Below are 16,548 nucleotides of genomic sequence, written 5' to 3' on the forward strand. Positions count from 1 at the left end.
CACCTCAAGAGTGTGCGGACACCCCGTGCATCCGCTCGCACCAGTGTCGCCTGAGCCTTTCAATCCGTCGAGACGGTCCTCGGCGGACGCTTACGTTCCAAGGCTGGGTCTTTGCTCTCTTCGAGAATCCGCGGGGGTTGATTGCGGGTTTTGCGGATTGCGGTCAGTTTCTCCGCCGGCCATGTGCCGCAAGCCAAATCCGTTGCCTTACCGTCGAACTTGTACCGCCCTGAGAAAAAGACGGACACCTTGCCGTTGGACTTCACTCGCACCGTGCCTTGGAGGCTGCCGCCATCGGAAAGTTTCTTGTCTTTGTCCTCGGCCTTGAGTGATTGCAATTTCTTCTCGGTTAATTCCGCCATGGTCCCGCCCTCGTAATCCGCTGTGACCCTCAAGAATGATCCTAACTTTGGTCCCAATCGTAATGTCGGCTTTTGGTGAATCCTATCGGACAATCCTGGATAATTCACATTCTGAAAGTCCCATATATTGCAGTCTGTAGAGGCATTTAAGAAGATGCTAATAGAAGGCGAGAGATGTGGATTTACCTGTATGGCGTGCAGGTGGTAGGAGGTTCAAATCCTCTCGCCCCGACCAATAAAACAAAGGCTTATCGAGCATGTCGGTAAGCCTTTTTTCGTTTGGGCTCCAATTTTAGGAGCCTTTCCCGATAAACCAGTGGCGTGCCCGGTGAGGTAAGCTGGAGCAAGTGGACACCCAAGTTTCACACCATGAGACGGAATGTCGACGGGCAAAGTTACCAAATCGAACCTTTGGATGAGTGTGCTCTGCCGGGCGCACCATAAAAAAAGACCTACTCGAAAGTAGGTCTTTTTGAAGGGAGGATCACGTACTAGTTATAGCTGTGGGGATACGGCTGTATTCGATAATTTCTGGGAATCCCCGTCAGGCGAACTTCCACATCCCGTTAGGCCAATAGCGGCAACGACGAGACAAACCGCAGCAAGTAGCTTCTTCATGATTCCCTCCGCATTAAGTATCAGTAATTAACTAAATTAGCCATTAATGACGCTACTTATATCGCCTATTTCAGGCGTAATTTGTTTACCAGTTCACGGCCACTTCCGTCAAGACGATATTTTCGATCAGATGGCTGTCCCAAAGTTCCTTCGTCAAGCATCGCGCTGGCGAACGGTCTTCTCTTGGAAGGCTTTCTCCTTGGAGCCCATCCCAGTAAGCCGTTCGCCCTGAGCCCTTCGACTCCGCTCAGGACAGGCCGGTCGAAGGGTTTCTTGAGCCTACTGGGATAGGCTCTTGGTCCGGAAGACATATGAGACTGCCTTTCTTCCTTTCGGTACGACCGTCATCAGTCGGGCATTCGGCCGAAAAGGGCGTAGTGCTTGCCAGAACATGGCTACGGTGGGTTGAATCGTCCGATTTTCATTACCCGGAATGGTCATTGGCTCTGATATTTCTTAACCAGATCTTGGATCTCGTTCACTTCTTCTCTATGAGCTTGACGATAAAGCTGATGAGCTTCGCGGATACTCGCCAGGTGCTTTTCGATATTCTCGGAAGTCAGCAAAACGCCGAAATCGTCAGCGATCCGACGATTCGGATCCGAGTAATTCAACACGCGATCGAGCACCAGGTCACCCAGCTCTTTCCGATAGTGAGAAGATTCCCAAAACCACCGCATCATGGTTTCCTTGTCACCCAAGGCCGGTACAGCCTCCATGGTATAGGTATTGAAACCGGAAAAGTCCCATAGAGGGAAGGGATTGCGTCTGCGTTCCCGTGCGACCTCTTCATTAAGTCGGACGATCTCTCTTTTCCAAGTCTCCCATTCATCCCAAAGCCCCGTGCCGGCCGTCAGTACCCATTGGCGTGCGTGAGCCGGGGAAATCAGAATATGGAATTCAATCTTGCTCCGGTGAGCCTCTTCAAGAATCCTTCGAAAGTAATCAAACGTATTCGTGCTTCCGTCTTCCGAAACAAAATCGAATTTCTTGTGTGGCCTTGGGAAATACAGGTGCGTCACGTAATTCAGTTCGCTATAAAGAGCCGCTTCGTGCCGTCCTCCGTGCATCATCATGATCGCTTCTTTATCGGGCTGTTCCACTTGTCCGCGCGGCAGAATCACATTATCCCGATTGGTCTGTTGAAACAGGGTCTTGAGGCTTGCTGTTGTGGCATCAACCGATGCCAAGGTTTCCAGCAGGTCCGTGGTTATAGCGATATTCCGTTTGGCCCCGTGAACATCCGACGAGAGTCGTTCCTCAGTGAAATCCGGAGCATTAGGTCTATAGGCATTGAATTGGAAGAAGTCGACGGCCAATACGACTTTCTTTAATCGTCGTTCTGCATTGGCGTGCTGAAAGTAGCGCAAATTTTCATAGATAGTCGCTCCATTCAACGCGAGGTTGTAGGTGTTAAATTCGGGGAACAGCGCCGGATGCTCCGGATCAAGGCCGTGTTCGGTGCGAGAGCTGCCGATGACCAGTACGTCGGGTTTTCGTGCTCTAACGGCGTGGGCCTTGGTCAGCCGCAGTTGCTTGAATAACTCCGGCTTATTGGCATTTATCCCTTCCCAGCTTGGAGACCCGAAAATGGAATAAGGGTCTACCAGGTAATTCATCAGGATGATTACAGTCAAAAGAACAACGGCACCGATACCGATCGTATCGAGATAAGCCGCGAATTGGCGTTCGCTTGGCGTCACTGGGCCCTTGCCCAAAAGCCGTGAAGAAATCGTAGCAGGCCCGGCAGATCGGAGTCGGGATAAAAGGGAGGAATCGGGCTTCGCGGCGGGTTTATTCACGGATTCTCAGAATTGAAAGTAGAGAAACTCGCTCACCTTGGTGAGGCTGAGCACGTCGAACACGAAGAGCAGCATGGTGAGGTTGGCCCAGATTACCGTCGGCCGCCATTCCATCCATCTCCAGCGAAGGCGCTGTATCTCGCCTTTATAGGTTTCGAATGCCGGGTGATAGTTGCGCATGAGTTGCTGGGTGTTGGGCAAAAACAGAACGAATATCGACAATGCCAACAGCCATGCACCAGCCATCTCGGGTTTCGCGCCGGCGACGTGCGCGAAGACCCCGTCGAAGGTGACTCCCAGTCCCTGCAGCCACTCGCCAAAGCGGCCGAGAATTCGGAGGGCTTCCGGTTCCAGCGACACGCCGTTGGCTCCGATCATTCCGAGCCATATGCTCTTCGTACCCGTAATCGTCTCCGCGCGAAAGGGCACCCAGGCGGCGATCACCGCGACGAATGTCAGCGTCCAGCCGAATGCCTTGCCCATCCGGCTGGCGGCTGCCCGACCGCCGAACAGCGATCGCCAAACATGATTGACGATGAGAAAGAATCCATGCAGCCCGCCCCACACCACGAAGTTCCAGCCGGCGCCGTGCCACAGGCCGCCGAGCAACATTGCGATCATGAGATTGGCATGGCGTCTTGTCGGGCCCTTCCGGTTGCCGCCGAGAGGAATGTAGATATAGTCCCGCATAAAACGGGAGAGCGTTATGTGCCAGCGCCGCCAGAAGTCGATGATATTGGTCGACTTGTAGGGCGAATTGAAGTTGAGGGGTAGCCGAATGCCGAACATCCGGGCTAATCCGATAGCCATGTCGGAATAACCCGAGAAGTCGAAGTAGAGCTGAAGGGTGTAGGCCAGGGCGCCCGCCCAGGCCTCGAAGAAGGTCAGCGCAATGCCGCTATCGGCCGCATGGAATGCCGGCGTGGCATAGGCGGCGACGCCATCGGCCAGCACCACTTTCTTGAAGAGGCCGATGGTGAAGATGGTGAAGCCGACGGCATGGCGTCGGACGCTCAGTTGATAGAGGTCATTCCGGGCGAATTGCGGCATCATTTCCCGGTGATGCACGATGGGACCCGCGATCAGCTGGGGAAAGAAGGTGACGAAGAGACAGAAGTGGAGAAAGTTATACTCCTTGGTTTCCCCTTTATAGGCGTCTACGAGGTAGGCGATGGTCTGAAAGGTGATGAAGGAAATGCCGAGGGGCAGGATGATGGTCTCCACGCCGAGAATATCGCCGAATATGAAGTTGATGTTGTCGACGAAGAAGTTCGCATACTTGTAATACCCGAGGAGCGACAAGTTGGCGGCGATACCGAAAATCAATAGCCATTTTTTCTCAGAGGAATGACCTTCGCTGCTCAGGGAAACTCCAAGCGCGTAGTTGAACAAAATGGAGGCCAAGAGTAATCCCAAGTAGGCCGGATTCCACCACGCGTAGAAAAAGAGCGACACACCGATTAGCCAGGCGATGGCGACCCGATGGTGGCCGCGGCTTCCGATGGCAAAAAAGACGAACAGAGAAATGGGGAGTAATAAGAAAATAAACGGATAGGAGTTGAAGAGCATCGGAGTTGCTTGATTCGACGTGCGGGACTAAAGGGCTTTGATCGGTGATCGACTCCCTACTCGATGTCCACATCCCGCTGGATCTCCCCGGACGAAGGCGATCCCGGAATTCTCTACAAATAAATACTGCTTGTAAGACGGCAAAAGCGATCAAAGTTCCGCCTGCTGCTCAGGCGATGCCTCCCCAAGCATTGCTTAGCGGAAACCTAGCCTATCCGGAGCTCAGCCCGAGAGCAAGACCGATCGGTGTGCATTGTAAGAGCAAATTAGAGCAGTTTTCCTGGGGTCGTAAGGCATAGCGCACTATCGGGACCAACCGCCCACATCGGAGGCGATGATCGTGTCGCGGGACTTCTTCCAAGCCGCTCGTAGCGGGTAGCTATCATCCTCGAATCTAGTTGATCGATCGTTCAAGAAATGCGGCAAAAAAGGGCGCCTGCGCTCGGCGCCCTGACCGGGTTTTACGGGGCATCGAAGTGGAAGGTCTCACTCTCTGCAATCAGAAAGATCGGCGCGCCGCCGGTCGAGATGTCGACGGCATGGGCGAGTGTTTCCTTGCCGCCTTCCGACTGCGCGCAGGCTTCCAGCGCCGCCATGGACGGAAAGAACACCTCGGCAATACGGTAGAAGGGCGCTGCGCCCTGGGGTGATCCCAGTACCCGGGTGGCGATGAACTTGGTTTTTCCGCCGAGCTTTTCCACGGCCATGGGAACATGCTCCTCTTGATAGCGCTTCTCGAAAGCAGCGATATCGGCGGGCGTTGGATAAATCACCATGAATTTGACTTCGGACATGTCGTTCTCCTTGAACTGAAGTTGGAAAAAAAGATTATCGAAATCTAGGGTTGCTGATTGGCGATTTCCTCCTCGGTATATTGATGAACGATCAGTCAAAAATAGGCCGAAAAAATCAGTCGAGCACGGAGAGGCCGACGGCGACGATGTCGGCCAGGACTTCCCGTTCCGGCCGCACTTTGCCGATAACCAGGAGTCCTTGCAAAACGCTGGTCAGATAGCGGGACAGCGCTCGGATATCCGCCTCCTCCCGCAGTTCGCCCGCCTTCCGCATCCGTTCCAACGTGCGCCGAAAGCCTTGTTCGAGCCGCTCCAGGCAACCGCCCACCTTGGCCGCCGTGTCCGGGCAGGACAAGCCACGTTCCACCGCGGAGTTGGTCACTAGGCACCCGCGCAGGGGACCGGCCGTGAGGATGTGCTCGATCACGGTGGCGAAGAAAAAACGGATCGCGGACTTGCCTGAAGGTTCGCTGTCGAGTAATTCCAGCAGGCGCTGGACCACCACATGGTTGTAGCGGTCCAGAACTTCCAGGAACAGCGCCTGCTTGTTGCCGAAGGCCGCGTAGAGGCTGCCTCGATGCAGTCCGGTGGCATCGACCAGGTCCTGGATCGAGGTGGCTTCGTAACCTTTCGACCAAAAGGTCTCCACGGCTTTATCCAGGACGTGCTCGTAATCGAATTCGCGGGGTCGGGCCAAAGGAGACTCCTCGTATTCAGGTTGTAGCTAAGGCTAGTCTTTATTGAATAGTTGGTCAATAACAATCGACCGGTATATTGCCATAGGCGATGTGAAATTCGGAACGATCCGGGCGTAAGCTTCTGATCATCGGCCTCCTGGAAATGAGGCTGAACTTGCTGCTTCCGAACCGGAGGCGAGGGAGGAGGGGATTACTGCGGCACGGGAAGCCATAATAAATTTCCCTAAGCTCGTATGTTCAAATTGGAAACTCTCCCTTCGGAAAAGGGCGAAAATGAAGAGACCGATGCGTCCGACTATATTGCTTGGCGTGGTGATTGGATCTTTAGCATGGACGGCGCGGCAGACGTGAATCACACGCTTGCACTCAGCGTCGTCCAGGTTCATGCCTATCCAAGGGACGGCAAGGCCTTTATCGACTCCGGCGTGGTCCTCGATCAAAATCTGGTGGCCACGAACTGCCATGTCACGCGGCACGCCAACGCGGTCGTCGGGAAGGATGCGTTACGCTTTCGCGCCGCCAGCCAGCGTGCCGATTTGAAACACGAGCTGTGCATTCTCGATGCACCGGGAATGCAGCTGTCGGCTGCGAGCCTGGGGACCGCATCCGGACTCTCCGTCGGCGACCCGAATATCGGTACGGTTATCCGCGGGCTATCGGCATCGCCTTCTACTTTCACGCCGCGTCCACGCTTGCCGACCGACCTCGATCCATCGCAGGTGCGGCATGGGGACCGGAAGTATTGAAAACTGCGGTATCCTGTCGTTCTCTCATTGCCGAAGGCATCCCTTAAGGAAGCTCTGAACAAGTTGATTCCGTTCATGCCCTTCGACAGGCTCAGGAGAGCGTTCGACAAGCCTGTCCTGAGCCCTTCGACTCGGCTCAGGACAGGCCTGTCGAAGGACTTAATCAGAGCTTCCTTAACGCCGTTCACCGCCGAAACGGGGACCTCATGACTATCAGTAATTCCCGGCGTTTTGCCCGCTATATCGGCATCGACTATTCCGGCGCTCAAACGCCGACCGCTAGCCTGAAGGGGTTGCGCGTCTATCTGGCGGAACGGGAAGCGCTGCCCGTGGAAGTGCTGCCGCCGCCGGGCCCGCGCAAATACTGGAGTCGGCGCGGCATCGCCGAGTGGCTGGTCGAGCGCCTGTCGGAAGGCCAGCCAACGCTGGTCGGCATCGACCACAGCTTTTCCTTTCCGCTCCGTTATTTCGAGGTTCATCACCTGCTGCCCGATTGGCCCGCCTTCCTAGACGATTTTCAGCGGCATTGGCCGACCGACGAGGACCACACTTATGTCGACTTTATCCGCGACGGCCTTCGCGGCGATGGCGCCGCCCGCACCGGCAGCCCCCGCTGGCGCCGTCTTTGCGAGGAGCGCGCCAGGGCGAGGTCGGTGTTTCATTTCGACGTGCAAGGCTCGGTCGCCAAATCCACCCATGCAGGCATTCCCTGGCTGCGGTACCTCCGGCGGCAACTGGGCGAGCAAGTGCATTTCTGGCCTTTCGACGGCTGGGCCATCCCGACCGGAAAGTCCGCCATTGCCGAGGCATATCCCTCGTTGTGGAAGAATGTGTATCCAAGCGAGGGCCGCACCCCCGATCAGCACGACGCTTATACCATCGCTGCGTGGCTACGGGAGGCCGACGACGATGGCCGCCTGCAAGGTTTGCTCGAACCCGTGTTGACACCCCCGGAGCGTGCCGTCGCTGGAGTGGAGGGTTGGATACTCGGAGTAGGGTAGAGAGTCAGCTCAGGGGCTAACATCACCCACTTTGGCGATGTTGCTTTACGAAGGTCGCCGACGACGGCATCCCCTGCGAAAGCCGGAATTTCGTTCCGGCTTTCTTCATTCGAAACGGATGTCGTCGCTGGCCGGGAAAATCACCCAACTTGCTCTGCAAGCCGTTCATTCGGCAGCCTTTGCGGCTTTGCCGCCGTTGATGGCGGTGCATCGCCGTGGAATTCGCCGGAATCGTTTGCAAGCACGGGGGCTCGCATCCGCAAAGCGGTTCTTCAGCCCCGGTCTCAATCGTCCTCGTGCCAGCGATGGCCGCTGCGCGACAGCAGTTCCGCAGAGGCGGCGGGGCCCCAGGTGCCGGCTTTGTAGGCTTCCGGACCTTTGGGATCGGCGGCCCAGGTATTGAGGATCGGTTCGACCCAGCGCCAGGCCATCTCCAATTCGTCCTGGCGCACGAACAGCGATTGGTTGCCGCGGATGATATCGAGCAGGAGACGTTCGTAGGCTTCTTCGCGGCGTTCGCTGAATTTGCTGGTGAAATCGAGGTCCAGGGAGACCGGCCGCAATTCCATCGAATGGCCTGGCCGCTTGGCGTTCAGATAAAGGCGGATCGATTCGTCAGGTTGAAGGCGGATGACCAGTTTCGCCGGGGCGCGGGACCCGTTGCGGGGCAGCGGAAAGATGTGGTGGGGCACATCGTGGAAATGGATCACGATGTCGGCCAGGCGGGTGGGCAGGCGTTTGCCGGTGAACAGGTAAAACGGAACCCCGGCCCAGCGCCAGTTGGCGATTTCCGCCTTGATGGCGACGAATGTTTCGGTCTTGCTGCCGGCGGGGACGCCGCTTTCTTCGAGATAGCCGGGCACCGCCTGGCCGCCGCAAATGCCGGCGCGGTATTGGCCGCGCACCGTGTTGACCTGGACATCCTCCGGGGTGAAGGGTACCAGGCATTCCAACACCTTGAGTTTTTCGTTTCGGATCGCGTCGGAGTCGAGGCTGGAAGGCGGTTCCATGGCCACGAAGCAGAGCAGCTGCAGCAGATGGTTCTGCACCATGTCGCGCAGCGCGCCGGTACCGTCGTAGAATCCGGCGCGACTGCCGATCCCGACTTCCTCGGCGATGGTGATTTGGACGTCAGTGATCCATTGCCGGCGCCACAGCGGTTCGAACAGTGCGTTGCCGAAACGCAGCGCCATCAGGTTTTGTACCGATTCCTTGCCCAGGTAGTGGTCGATGCGGTAGATCTGCTTTTCCTGATAGTGGCGGCCGACCGCCACGGTGATGGCGTTGCTGGAAGCGAGATCGTGGCCCAGGGGTTTTTCCAGCACCACCCTGGAATTTGGCCCGTTGAGTTTCTGCCGTGCCAGGCTTTCGCAGATCATGGAGAACAGCGACGGCGCCACCGACAGGAAAAAGACGTTCACTTCGGCCGGGGTTCTTTCGAGCAGGGCCTTCAACGCGGCATATTCTTCCGGATTCTCGGCGTCGATCCTTTCGTAGATCACCCGCCGACGGAAGGCTGCCCAGATTTCGTCGTCCCAGTCGGCCTTCGGCAGGAATTGTCGGGCCTTTTCCTCGGCGATCGCGCGATAGTCTTCCACGGTATAGTCTCGCCGTCCGAGACAATAGAAATAGCCGGCATCTCCCAGCTGGCCGTTCTTATAGCTCTGGTACATCGCCGGCAACAACTTGCGCATCACCAGATCGCCGGTGCCGCCGAAAAAAACCAAGTTGAAGGATTGGGGGAAAGGGAGCTCACTCATTGTTTGAATCCTCGTAGGCCGGGTAGGGTTACAAGAGGGACACGCAAAAAAGTCGGTCAAAGCAAATCCCGCCCCTTGCCAGCCGGGATCGGGGGTCTGATGCGACTTTCAATCTACGAGCGATGGCCAAAATGCGCTTTCGCGATTTTGCGCCAGGCACAATGAGTATACCGCGCATGGCACCGCTCCCTGGCGGACAGCGTCGGCAAGAAATTATAAGAAATTCAACCGTCTAATGCGGAGTCTGGGCCTGGATGGTAAGGGGCCTTGCCGTAGATGTCAACGTAGCTTCCGGTTTGACAGATTCGCGCTCGAACCTTCTGCAGCCGTTGAAGTCGTATTTCTAACTTGGCTCATCCCCAGTCCGGGGAGTCAAGCGGTCCTGATATTGCGGCGGCAGCAGGTCGCCCGGTTGTTGGAGAATCGTCATGGCTCATGAAGAACGACCGAAGTCACCTGAATCCACGGAGTCGAACGGTCCGGGTGGAGCGGGGGCGGGTAGGCAGCCCGTTGAACCGGCGACGGAGCATGAAAAGAAAGAGGAAACTGCCTCTTCGCCGGCAGGCAAAGCCGATTCGTCCGGTCGGCAGACTCGCAAGGCTGACGTCAACATCGCACCCGAATCGCGTGTCGGGGCGGCCGGGGCGCGCGAGGACAGCGAAGCGGGAGGCGCTTAAATGTCGGGCAAGTACCGCTTCATCGACCGACGCACCGCGTCTACGGCGGTTTCAGGTCTCGGACCAAGCGTTCCTCATCATCCGCATCGGGCTGTGTTGCGAATTCCTTTAGGCGGACACTTTGGGAACACGAGTGGCGGACTTCTCTTGCGGCAGCCCGCCCAGCCGAAGCAGGGATGAAGCCGAGGGAAAAAAGAACGGTGTTCCGCTCGATCGATACTCTTCATAGGGTTCGCCGTAGGCCGCTAGCAAACGGGCTTCCTCGTGTCGCGAACCCAGATAGGCATAGGCTGTGGCGACCAGATTGAATGCAAGGCCGTTCGCCGTCAGACGCGGTGTCAGCCAAAGGACCGGCACGGCCAAGGCATTGAGCGGATGCCGCATCAAGCGGAACGGGCCTTCTGCCTGCATTCTCCCGTCCGAACCGAGAATGGGGCCTTGAGCTTCGGGTTCCGGCGGCAATAGGTGAGCTCCGTTCCACCAAGCCTTCAGGCCCGGCAGACCCAGCATTCTCGCGGGACCGATCTGACCGACGGCGGCAGCGGCGTAAGCGCTGATTCCGAGGCGGAGCAGCCGTATCAAGGTGGCTGGAGGGCCTTCCAGGGCATAGAGGGTCCTGTCGGGGAGTCGCTTGATGTATCGAGCGAGCATGGCCACCGAGGCGAACGAGGTCGCCACGTAAAAGGGACGATACCAGACCCGTCGCCGGCGTTCGCCGATGAGGTTTGCCGCTGTTCGCTTGGCGGGGTGGCTGGCTAAGAGGCTGTGCACCGCACAAAATGCCAGCGTAGCGACCGCTGTTCGTGCAACGTGTTTCCACATACGCATTCCTCCTGTCGGTGTTTCATTTTAGGCGCGGGAATTCGCCGCACGGGTCGGCTCCGGTCGTTCTGCATCTGCCATTTGCAGAAACCGGTTCAAGGCCGCCGCCACACGTTGCGGTTGCTCGACTTGAGCGGTATGGCCGCAGCCGGGTAGAACTTCCAGCCGCCCACAGGGTAGACGTTCCACTGCGGATTTGCCGTGCCGAACCGGGAAAATCCGGTCGCCATCGCCCCACAGCACGAGTGTCGGCATTTTCAGCCTATGGAGTTGGTCGAGCACGATTTCGGATTCGCGCTGCCCCCATAAGGTATTGGCGGCCCGGAGGGTGAGCAGAGTAGCCTCCAAATAGCCCGGGAGCAGGGCCATCCGAAAGAGCCGGTCGTACCAGGCCCGCGGTATCGACCAAGGCTTGGCGAACAGCAGTTGCGACAGTCCGACCGACCACTGCCACGCCCCGAGAGGAGTCTTGCACCAGGCTGTGAGGAATTCTCCGGTTCCGGGCACGATCTGACCGCATATCAAGGGGTTTATCTCATGCCCCAATCCGGCGCTGCTGATGAGCGCCAAGGTGGATACGCGTCCCGGATGTCGAAGCGCCAAGTTCACGCCAATCAGCGCGCCAATCGAATTACCGATGATGCTCACGCGCTTCAGGCCAAGCTGATCGAGAAAGGATACGACGAATGCCGCAAGACAAGCGGGCGAATAATCGATGCGCGGCTTATCGCTGCCGCCGAATCCCGGCAGGCTTGGCGCGTAAAGGGTATGGGCGGATGCCAGGAACGGCATGATCCAGCGCCATGTATGAGCACTGTCCGCCGTCCCGTGGAGCAATAACACCGGCGAACCCCGCCCCGCCGCCAAATATTCGGTGGCAATAGGTCCGTGGGAGGTGCTGACGGTCAGCTGGTATTCCTGAGGGGTTCCATCCACGATGACGAGCCTAGGTCTAAATCGTCTAATTTACGCGATGGCTCCATCGCTGCCCATTCGGAGTAATTCCTATAGCGGCGGAGAGCATTGTGCGAAGAGACCCTGATCCAGGGCCGCTCGATGGCGAATCCGCCGATCCCGCCACATAAGCTAAAGAGCAAAGACGCAAGCGGTTCGGTATCGAAATTGCGGCCGAGTAGGAGGGGATTTTTCCCGCGGAGACCGTGTCAGATTTAGGATCAGGCACGGCTATCCGGAAATCGATCGGGATAAACACGGAGGATGATGTGCCGACCGTGCAAGCAGCCGGTGTTCATCGCAATGGTGTTCACGGGATTCTGATCGATGAGGAAGCGCCGCTGACTGGGGCAAGCCGGTATAGGAAAAGGTTGCTCCCAGCCGCAAGGCCAGGCACGGACTGCGCCGTCAGTGTTTGCTGTCGCACCCAGCCGAGCATGTTGAAAAACCCGTAATTATCAGGAGTGAAGTTATGGAACTCAAACTTGCAAGAACCCTTGTCCTGTCCACACTTTGCGGCTTCGTGTGGGCCGCCGGATCTACCGCACAGCCACAGGAGGGCGCGCCGGTTGCGGGCGAGGCCACGTTTGGCACGACGGTCATCCAGCATGAACTCATCGCCAGGGGCTGGCGGGCCTCGAAGCTGATGCGCGCGAATGTCTACAACGAGAACAATCAGAAAATCGGCGCAATCGACGATTTCATCGTGAGCCCCGATGGATCTTTATCGGTCGCGATCGTGGATGTCGGCGGTTTCTTGGGTATGGGGGCTCATCGTGTCGCCATACCGGTACAACAGTTTCAACCTATCGGGGACAAAACCGACGTATCCAAACTCGTTCTGCCTGGAGCCAGCAAGGACGCGTTGAAGGCGTTGCCCGAATTCAAGTACACCCGGTAACCGCAATACCGGCGCGGGAGCGGTGTTCCAGCCGCGGATGACGCTGGATTGCCGATATCCGCGGCCTTCCGCGCGATCTTTTGAATCGGCAGCCTGAGTGAGGACACATCATGAGGGAATTACTTGAGCAAGCTTGGTGGATGCTCGCCGTAAGGGGGATCATTGCCATTCTCTTCGGCGTTCTCGCCCTTATCTGGCCCGGCCTGACGCTATTGTGGCTGGTTGTCCTGTTTGCGGTTTATGCGTTTATCAGCGGCGGGTCGGCGGTCGCCGCCGCCATGACGAACAGGAAAAGGGACGAAACCTGGTGGTTGATCCTGCTGTTGGGTCTGGTCAGCATCGGCGCCGGGGTAATCGCCGTTATTCATCCGGCCCTGACGGCGCTGGTGCTCGTGCTCCTCATCGGCGCAAACGCGTTGGTGACGGGCGTGCTTGACGTGGCGACGGCTATTCGTTTGCGCGAGGTGATCGAGGGCGAGTGGTTGCTGATCCTGGAGGGGGTTGTCTCCATCCTGTTTGGCGTTCTGGTGTTCCTGTTTCCCGGAGCCGGCGCATTGGCTCTGATCTGGCTCATCAGTTTTTACGCGCTCGTCACCGGAGCTCTGTTGCTCACGCTGGCTCGTCGTGCGCGTGCGTGGGTGAGGAGCGAGGCCTTGCGGCACGCCTGATCGATGCGCCTGTTGAAACCCGCGCATCGTCTCGCCGGCTTCCGTAACGCCGCACCTAAGCAAGCCCCGACAAGCAATGTCGCCGTTCTTTGAGAAATGTCGATCAGTTCGATGGACTTCGCACTTTCGGTTCCGGGGCGCGCCATGGCTGATCGGCTTTTCCGGCTTGAACGGACCGATCAATCTCTTACCGCGCAGCGGCTATCCCTGATACGCGGAATCCTCTCCGGGAAATGCAGATGGCGTTCCTATTGACCTGCACTTTTATGTGTTTGTAGCATCGGTCAATCGTTTCGGGTAAGTGCAAGCTTTCGGAGGGATCCATGACATCGCGGCTCAAGTCGGTCCTATTGGCTTTAGGAATGGGGACTGCGGCATTTTTTGCGGCATCCGTCGAGGCGGATGAGTCCAACCGTGGTTCGGTGATCGAGGCATCGACCGCTCTGACCATCGACGCGAATGGACTCCATCTCGCAGCGCACAATCGCAGGTTGGATACGCTCCTGGCCGAGCTGGCGCAGAACAGCGGGATTGAGTTCGTTCGTCCGCAGGGCTTGGAGGATCATCCGGTCACGGCAAGGGCCGATGCGGCCGACTGGGCGTCGATTATTCGGGCGGCGTTGCAGGGATTCAACCATGTGGTCCAGTTGAACCGGGCCGGGACGATCGAACGTGTCGTCATCACCGGGCTCAACGGCGACGGGGCGGATTCGGCGGTGCCCGGTCCGAGCCTTTTCACTGAGGTCGGCGCGGTGAAGAATTCGACCCGGAACACTCTTCCCCCCGACTTGGCCCAACTGCCCCGGAAAGCAGTTCGACCTATCCGCCTCGATCGGGCGCGAATGATGGCGATGAAGTTTGGCGAGGAATTGCCGTTGAGCCTGCCGAGCGGACAGCAGGCGTTCGTTCACGACAACCGCTACGCCCACGAAAACGGTGATATTACCTGGGTCGGATATCTCAAGGCCGACGGTCAGGCTTTTCGTGCGGTGATGACCTTCGGGGAGACTGGTGTCCAGGGGCAAATCTCGACGCCCGAGGCGCTTTATCAGATCGAGCCCGGCAGCGGGCTGCACCAGTGGCTGGTCGATATTCAGGCGGCGGGACTGAGCCATTCGCCGCATCACAGCCCGGAACCGGTCCCTGCTTGGACGTCTGGGCCGGCTATCCAAGGCGACAAACCCGAAGACCCAGAGGTCACCCAAGCGGCAGACGCCGCGTCCGGCGGACCAACGGCAAATCCCGACAGCGGCGCTTCGACGCCGACGACCATCGACCTGCTGGTGCTTTACACTCCCAAGCTCGCCTCGGGCAAGGCGATCACCCGCATTAACCAGTTGATCGCGCTGACCAATCAGTCCTTTGTCGATAGCCGAATCGCAATCAGTCTGCGGCTGGTGAAATCTTTGCGGGCCGATTATCCCGAGGCCATCGACAATGGGACGGCGTTGCGCGATCTGACGCTCGGCCGAGGCGTTTTTCGGAACGTCGTCACCTGGCGGCGGGAATCCGGCGCCGATCTGGTCACGCTGATCCGACCGTTCGAACACACTGCCCAAAAGGGCTGCGGCAGCGCCTGGCTGAACGGGGCCGATGGACAGCCGCTTTCGTCGAATCACGCGTTTTCGGTCGTCAACGATGGCCGAAGCGGCCTGTATTACTGTTCGGACTACGCGCTGGCGCACGAGTTGGCGCACACCATGGGAAGTGCGCATGACCGCGTCCATGCGGGTGTCGGAGGTGTTTTCCCCTATTCCCATGGGCATAGCGTTCCGGGATCCTTCGGGACGATCATGAGTTATACCCACCCCCGGTTGGGTCTTTTCTCCAATCCACATATCTCGCTGTGCAAGGGCACGCCGTGCGGGCTGGACGCCGCCGGTCCCGCAGCGGCCGACAATGCCCAATCGCTAAACGCGGTGCGCGCGCTCGTGGCGGGCTTCAGGCCGGCCGTTCGCTAGAGCGTTTTCAGATCGGATGTAGGGCGACTTGGGCGCTTTACATCTCCCTCGAGAAGCGATCCGACTCGTCGTCGGAAAACGATTCGGGCTCATGGCTAGACACGCTAGCTTGCTTCGGCCCGAACCGCTGCCGGCGGTTCAATCGGGATAGACTAAGTACCAGATTCGGCTGACCTCGGTCAGGAAGACCACTAGCCACATCAGTATGCTGATTCCGGCTGCAGCCGCCGCGATGTCCTTGATGACCTTGATTTTAAAGTTTTCCCGGTCCTCCACGAAATCGCAGAGTGCCTCGATAGTGGTGTTGAGCATCTCGACGATCAGCATCAGGCCGGTTGTCACCATGACCAAAAGAAAGTCGATCCACTGACGGAAATAGAAGCACACGGAGAGGACGATCACGGACAAGACGACTTTGTAGGCTACGCTAAAATCGTAGAAGATGGCGTAGCGCAATCCCGACAGCCAAACCTTCAATTTCCGGAGCGGGCTGTAGCCTTCTTCGCCGGTACCGAAAAATTTATGGCGCATTCTTCTTAGATCGTGTCGATGTTCGCTTTGGTTCCGAAGCGTCGCCGCTGAAAGGTTGATGAAAGGTTCGGACGATAGAATGGCGATCAAGTATGCTCGCGCCAGCGTGGGGTAGTCCGTAGAACGGTGCGTCGCGGCTATGGCTGTTGTCGTAGCCGCTGCGATTCGATCTTGCTGCAGCTACCGGGGTGTTCCCCTTTCAGCTCGAATTCGCCATAGGGATATGATTTGGTGGGATGCATCAGTGCTTGATTCGCCTTCCGAGCACACTCGTCCGGATTTATACGGCGTTACAGCGCGCCGAGAGCGGAGCCGGCGGATGGGGTCGTCTCCATGGAAAGGGCATAGCGCCCCATCGGACTCTGCGAGCTGATTTACCCGAACAACGAGGTGCTGCCTAATGATACATAAGCATTTTCACTATTATCTGAGCCATCTGCGGAACGACATTCCGGCGGGCGTCGTCGTCTTCCTGGTCGCCCTGCCGCTGTGCCTGGGGATCGCACTCGCCTCGGGCGCCCCGCTGTTCGCCGGCATCATCGCGGGCATCGTCGGCGGCGTGGTGGTCGCCTGGGCCAGCGGCTCGCAACTGAGCGTCAGCGGCCCGGCCGCGGGGCTCACCGTGATCGTGTTCAACGCCATCGACAAGCTGGGCAGCTTCCAAGTCTTTTTGCTGAGCGTCGT

General features: G+C 57.9%; 16 protein-coding genes. 7 read left to right on the forward strand and 9 right to left on the reverse strand.

What is annotated here, in order from left to right; all coding sequences use genetic code 11:
* Positions 1–59: 59 nt before the first annotated feature.
* The 5 genes from JOD69_RS23650 to JOD69_RS23670 form a co-directional block, all read right to left on the reverse strand.
* Positions 60–362, reverse strand: a complete 303-nt coding sequence (locus JOD69_RS23650; protein WP_210024344.1) for an Arm DNA-binding domain-containing protein — start codon at positions 360–362, stop codon at positions 60–62.
* Between the two features lie 1,055 nt (positions 363–1,417).
* The gene (locus JOD69_RS23655) at positions 1,418–2,683 is read right to left on the reverse strand and encodes a hypothetical protein (protein WP_086133747.1); all 1,266 of its coding nucleotides are present in this window, start codon (positions 2,681–2,683) and stop codon (positions 1,418–1,420) included.
* A gap of 105 nt (positions 2,684–2,788) precedes the next feature.
* Entirely contained in the window at positions 2,789–4,351 is a 1,563-nt protein-coding gene (locus tag JOD69_RS23660) for an MBOAT family protein (protein ID WP_086133746.1), read from the reverse strand.
* A gap of 461 nt (positions 4,352–4,812) precedes the next feature.
* Positions 4,813–5,145, reverse strand: coding sequence for an EthD family reductase (locus JOD69_RS23665; RefSeq protein WP_077732235.1), 333 nt, complete (start codon positions 5,143–5,145; stop codon positions 4,813–4,815).
* Between the two features lie 115 nt (positions 5,146–5,260).
* Entirely contained in the window at positions 5,261–5,842 is a 582-nt protein-coding gene (locus JOD69_RS23670; RefSeq protein WP_077732236.1) for a TetR/AcrR family transcriptional regulator, read from the reverse strand.
* A 330-nt stretch (positions 5,843–6,172) separates the two neighbouring features.
* On the opposite strand from JOD69_RS23670, the gene JOD69_RS23675 reads away from it, so the two are divergent.
* Both JOD69_RS23675 and JOD69_RS23680 read left to right on the forward strand, forming a co-directional pair.
* Positions 6,173–6,589 (forward strand): hypothetical protein, encoded by a 417-nt coding sequence (locus tag JOD69_RS23675; RefSeq protein ID WP_139841039.1) that lies wholly within the window; start codon positions 6,173–6,175, stop codon positions 6,587–6,589.
* A 206-nt stretch (positions 6,590–6,795) separates the two neighbouring features.
* Positions 6,796–7,590 (forward strand): hypothetical protein, encoded by a 795-nt coding sequence (locus tag JOD69_RS23680; protein WP_086133743.1) that lies wholly within the window; start codon positions 6,796–6,798, stop codon positions 7,588–7,590.
* A 284-nt stretch (positions 7,591–7,874) separates the two neighbouring features.
* On the opposite strand, the gene zwf is transcribed toward JOD69_RS23680, so the two are convergent.
* On the reverse strand, positions 7,875–9,350 hold the full coding sequence (zwf, locus tag JOD69_RS23685; protein ID WP_077732239.1) for a glucose-6-phosphate dehydrogenase: 1,476 nt from the start codon (positions 9,348–9,350) through the stop codon (positions 7,875–7,877).
* A 428-nt stretch (positions 9,351–9,778) separates the two neighbouring features.
* Between zwf and JOD69_RS23690 the strand changes: the two genes are divergently transcribed.
* Positions 9,779–10,027 (forward strand): hypothetical protein, encoded by a 249-nt coding sequence (locus tag JOD69_RS23690; protein ID WP_077732240.1) that lies wholly within the window; start codon positions 9,779–9,781, stop codon positions 10,025–10,027.
* A gap of 108 nt (positions 10,028–10,135) precedes the next feature.
* Here JOD69_RS23690 and JOD69_RS23695 read toward each other — a convergent pair whose 3' ends face one another.
* The gene (locus JOD69_RS23695) at positions 10,136–10,849 is read right to left on the reverse strand and encodes a hypothetical protein (RefSeq protein ID WP_077732241.1); all 714 of its coding nucleotides are present in this window, start codon (positions 10,847–10,849) and stop codon (positions 10,136–10,138) included.
* Between the two features lie 27 nt (positions 10,850–10,876).
* The gene (locus tag JOD69_RS23700) at positions 10,877–11,785 is read right to left on the reverse strand and encodes an alpha/beta fold hydrolase (protein WP_077732242.1); all 909 of its coding nucleotides are present in this window, start codon (positions 11,783–11,785) and stop codon (positions 10,877–10,879) included.
* 490 nt (positions 11,786–12,275) lie between these two features.
* On the opposite strand from JOD69_RS23700, the gene JOD69_RS23705 reads away from it, so the two are divergent.
* The 3 genes from JOD69_RS23705 (at position 12,276) to JOD69_RS23715 (ending at position 15,333) form a co-directional block, all read left to right on the forward strand.
* Positions 12,276–12,704, forward strand: a complete 429-nt coding sequence (locus tag JOD69_RS23705; RefSeq protein WP_077732243.1) for a PRC-barrel domain-containing protein — start codon at positions 12,276–12,278, stop codon at positions 12,702–12,704.
* Between the two features lie 110 nt (positions 12,705–12,814).
* Entirely contained in the window at positions 12,815–13,372 is a 558-nt protein-coding gene (locus JOD69_RS23710; protein ID WP_077732244.1) for a DUF308 domain-containing protein, read from the forward strand.
* A gap of 323 nt (positions 13,373–13,695) precedes the next feature.
* The gene (locus JOD69_RS23715; RefSeq protein WP_210024345.1) at positions 13,696–15,333 is read left to right on the forward strand and encodes a reprolysin-like metallopeptidase; all 1,638 of its coding nucleotides are present in this window, start codon (positions 13,696–13,698) and stop codon (positions 15,331–15,333) included.
* A 138-nt stretch (positions 15,334–15,471) separates the two neighbouring features.
* Here the strand turns inward: JOD69_RS23715 and JOD69_RS23720 are convergent, their stop codons facing one another.
* Positions 15,472–15,864 (reverse strand): diacylglycerol kinase, encoded by a 393-nt coding sequence (locus JOD69_RS23720; protein ID WP_077732250.1) that lies wholly within the window; start codon positions 15,862–15,864, stop codon positions 15,472–15,474.
* 400 nt (positions 15,865–16,264) lie between these two features.
* On the opposite strand from JOD69_RS23720, the gene JOD69_RS23725 reads away from it, so the two are divergent.
* A partial coding sequence (locus JOD69_RS23725) for a SulP family inorganic anion transporter (RefSeq protein ID WP_245245747.1) occupies positions 16,265–16,548 on the forward strand: 284 nt, incomplete at its 3' end.

Origin of the sequence: Methylocaldum sp. RMAD-M (genome assembly GCF_017832375.1) — a bacterium.
Taxonomy (GTDB): Bacteria; Pseudomonadota; Gammaproteobacteria; order Methylococcales; family Methylococcaceae; genus Methylocaldum.

Excerpts from the sequence above, each read along its gene's own strand:
- JOD69_RS23650 (WP_210024344.1), bottom strand. The coding sequence starts at position 362 with ATGGCGGAATTAACCGAGAAGAAATTGCAATCACTCAAGGCCGAGGAC.
- JOD69_RS23660 (WP_086133746.1), bottom strand. The coding sequence starts at position 4,351 with ATGCTCTTCAACTCCTATCCGTTTATTTTCTTATTACTCCCCATTTCT.
- JOD69_RS23665 (WP_077732235.1), bottom strand. The coding sequence starts at position 5,145 with ATGTCCGAAGTCAAATTCATGGTGATTTATCCAACGCCCGCCGATATC.
- JOD69_RS23675 (WP_139841039.1), top strand. The coding sequence starts at position 6,173 with ATGGACGGCGCGGCAGACGTGAATCACACGCTTGCACTCAGCGTCGTC.
- JOD69_RS23680 (WP_086133743.1), top strand. The coding sequence starts at position 6,796 with ATGACTATCAGTAATTCCCGGCGTTTTGCCCGCTATATCGGCATCGAC.
- zwf (WP_077732239.1), bottom strand. The coding sequence starts at position 9,350 with ATGAGTGAGCTCCCTTTCCCCCAATCCTTCAACTTGGTTTTTTTCGGC.
- JOD69_RS23690 (WP_077732240.1), top strand. The coding sequence starts at position 9,779 with ATGGCTCATGAAGAACGACCGAAGTCACCTGAATCCACGGAGTCGAAC.
- JOD69_RS23695 (WP_077732241.1), bottom strand. The coding sequence starts at position 10,849 with ATGTGGAAACACGTTGCACGAACAGCGGTCGCTACGCTGGCATTTTGT.
- JOD69_RS23705 (WP_077732243.1), top strand. The coding sequence starts at position 12,276 with ATGGAACTCAAACTTGCAAGAACCCTTGTCCTGTCCACACTTTGCGGC.
- JOD69_RS23710 (WP_077732244.1), top strand. The coding sequence starts at position 12,815 with ATGAGGGAATTACTTGAGCAAGCTTGGTGGATGCTCGCCGTAAGGGGG.
- JOD69_RS23715 (WP_210024345.1), top strand. The coding sequence starts at position 13,696 with ATGACATCGCGGCTCAAGTCGGTCCTATTGGCTTTAGGAATGGGGACT.
- JOD69_RS23720 (WP_077732250.1), bottom strand. The coding sequence starts at position 15,864 with ATGCGCCATAAATTTTTCGGTACCGGCGAAGAAGGCTACAGCCCGCTC.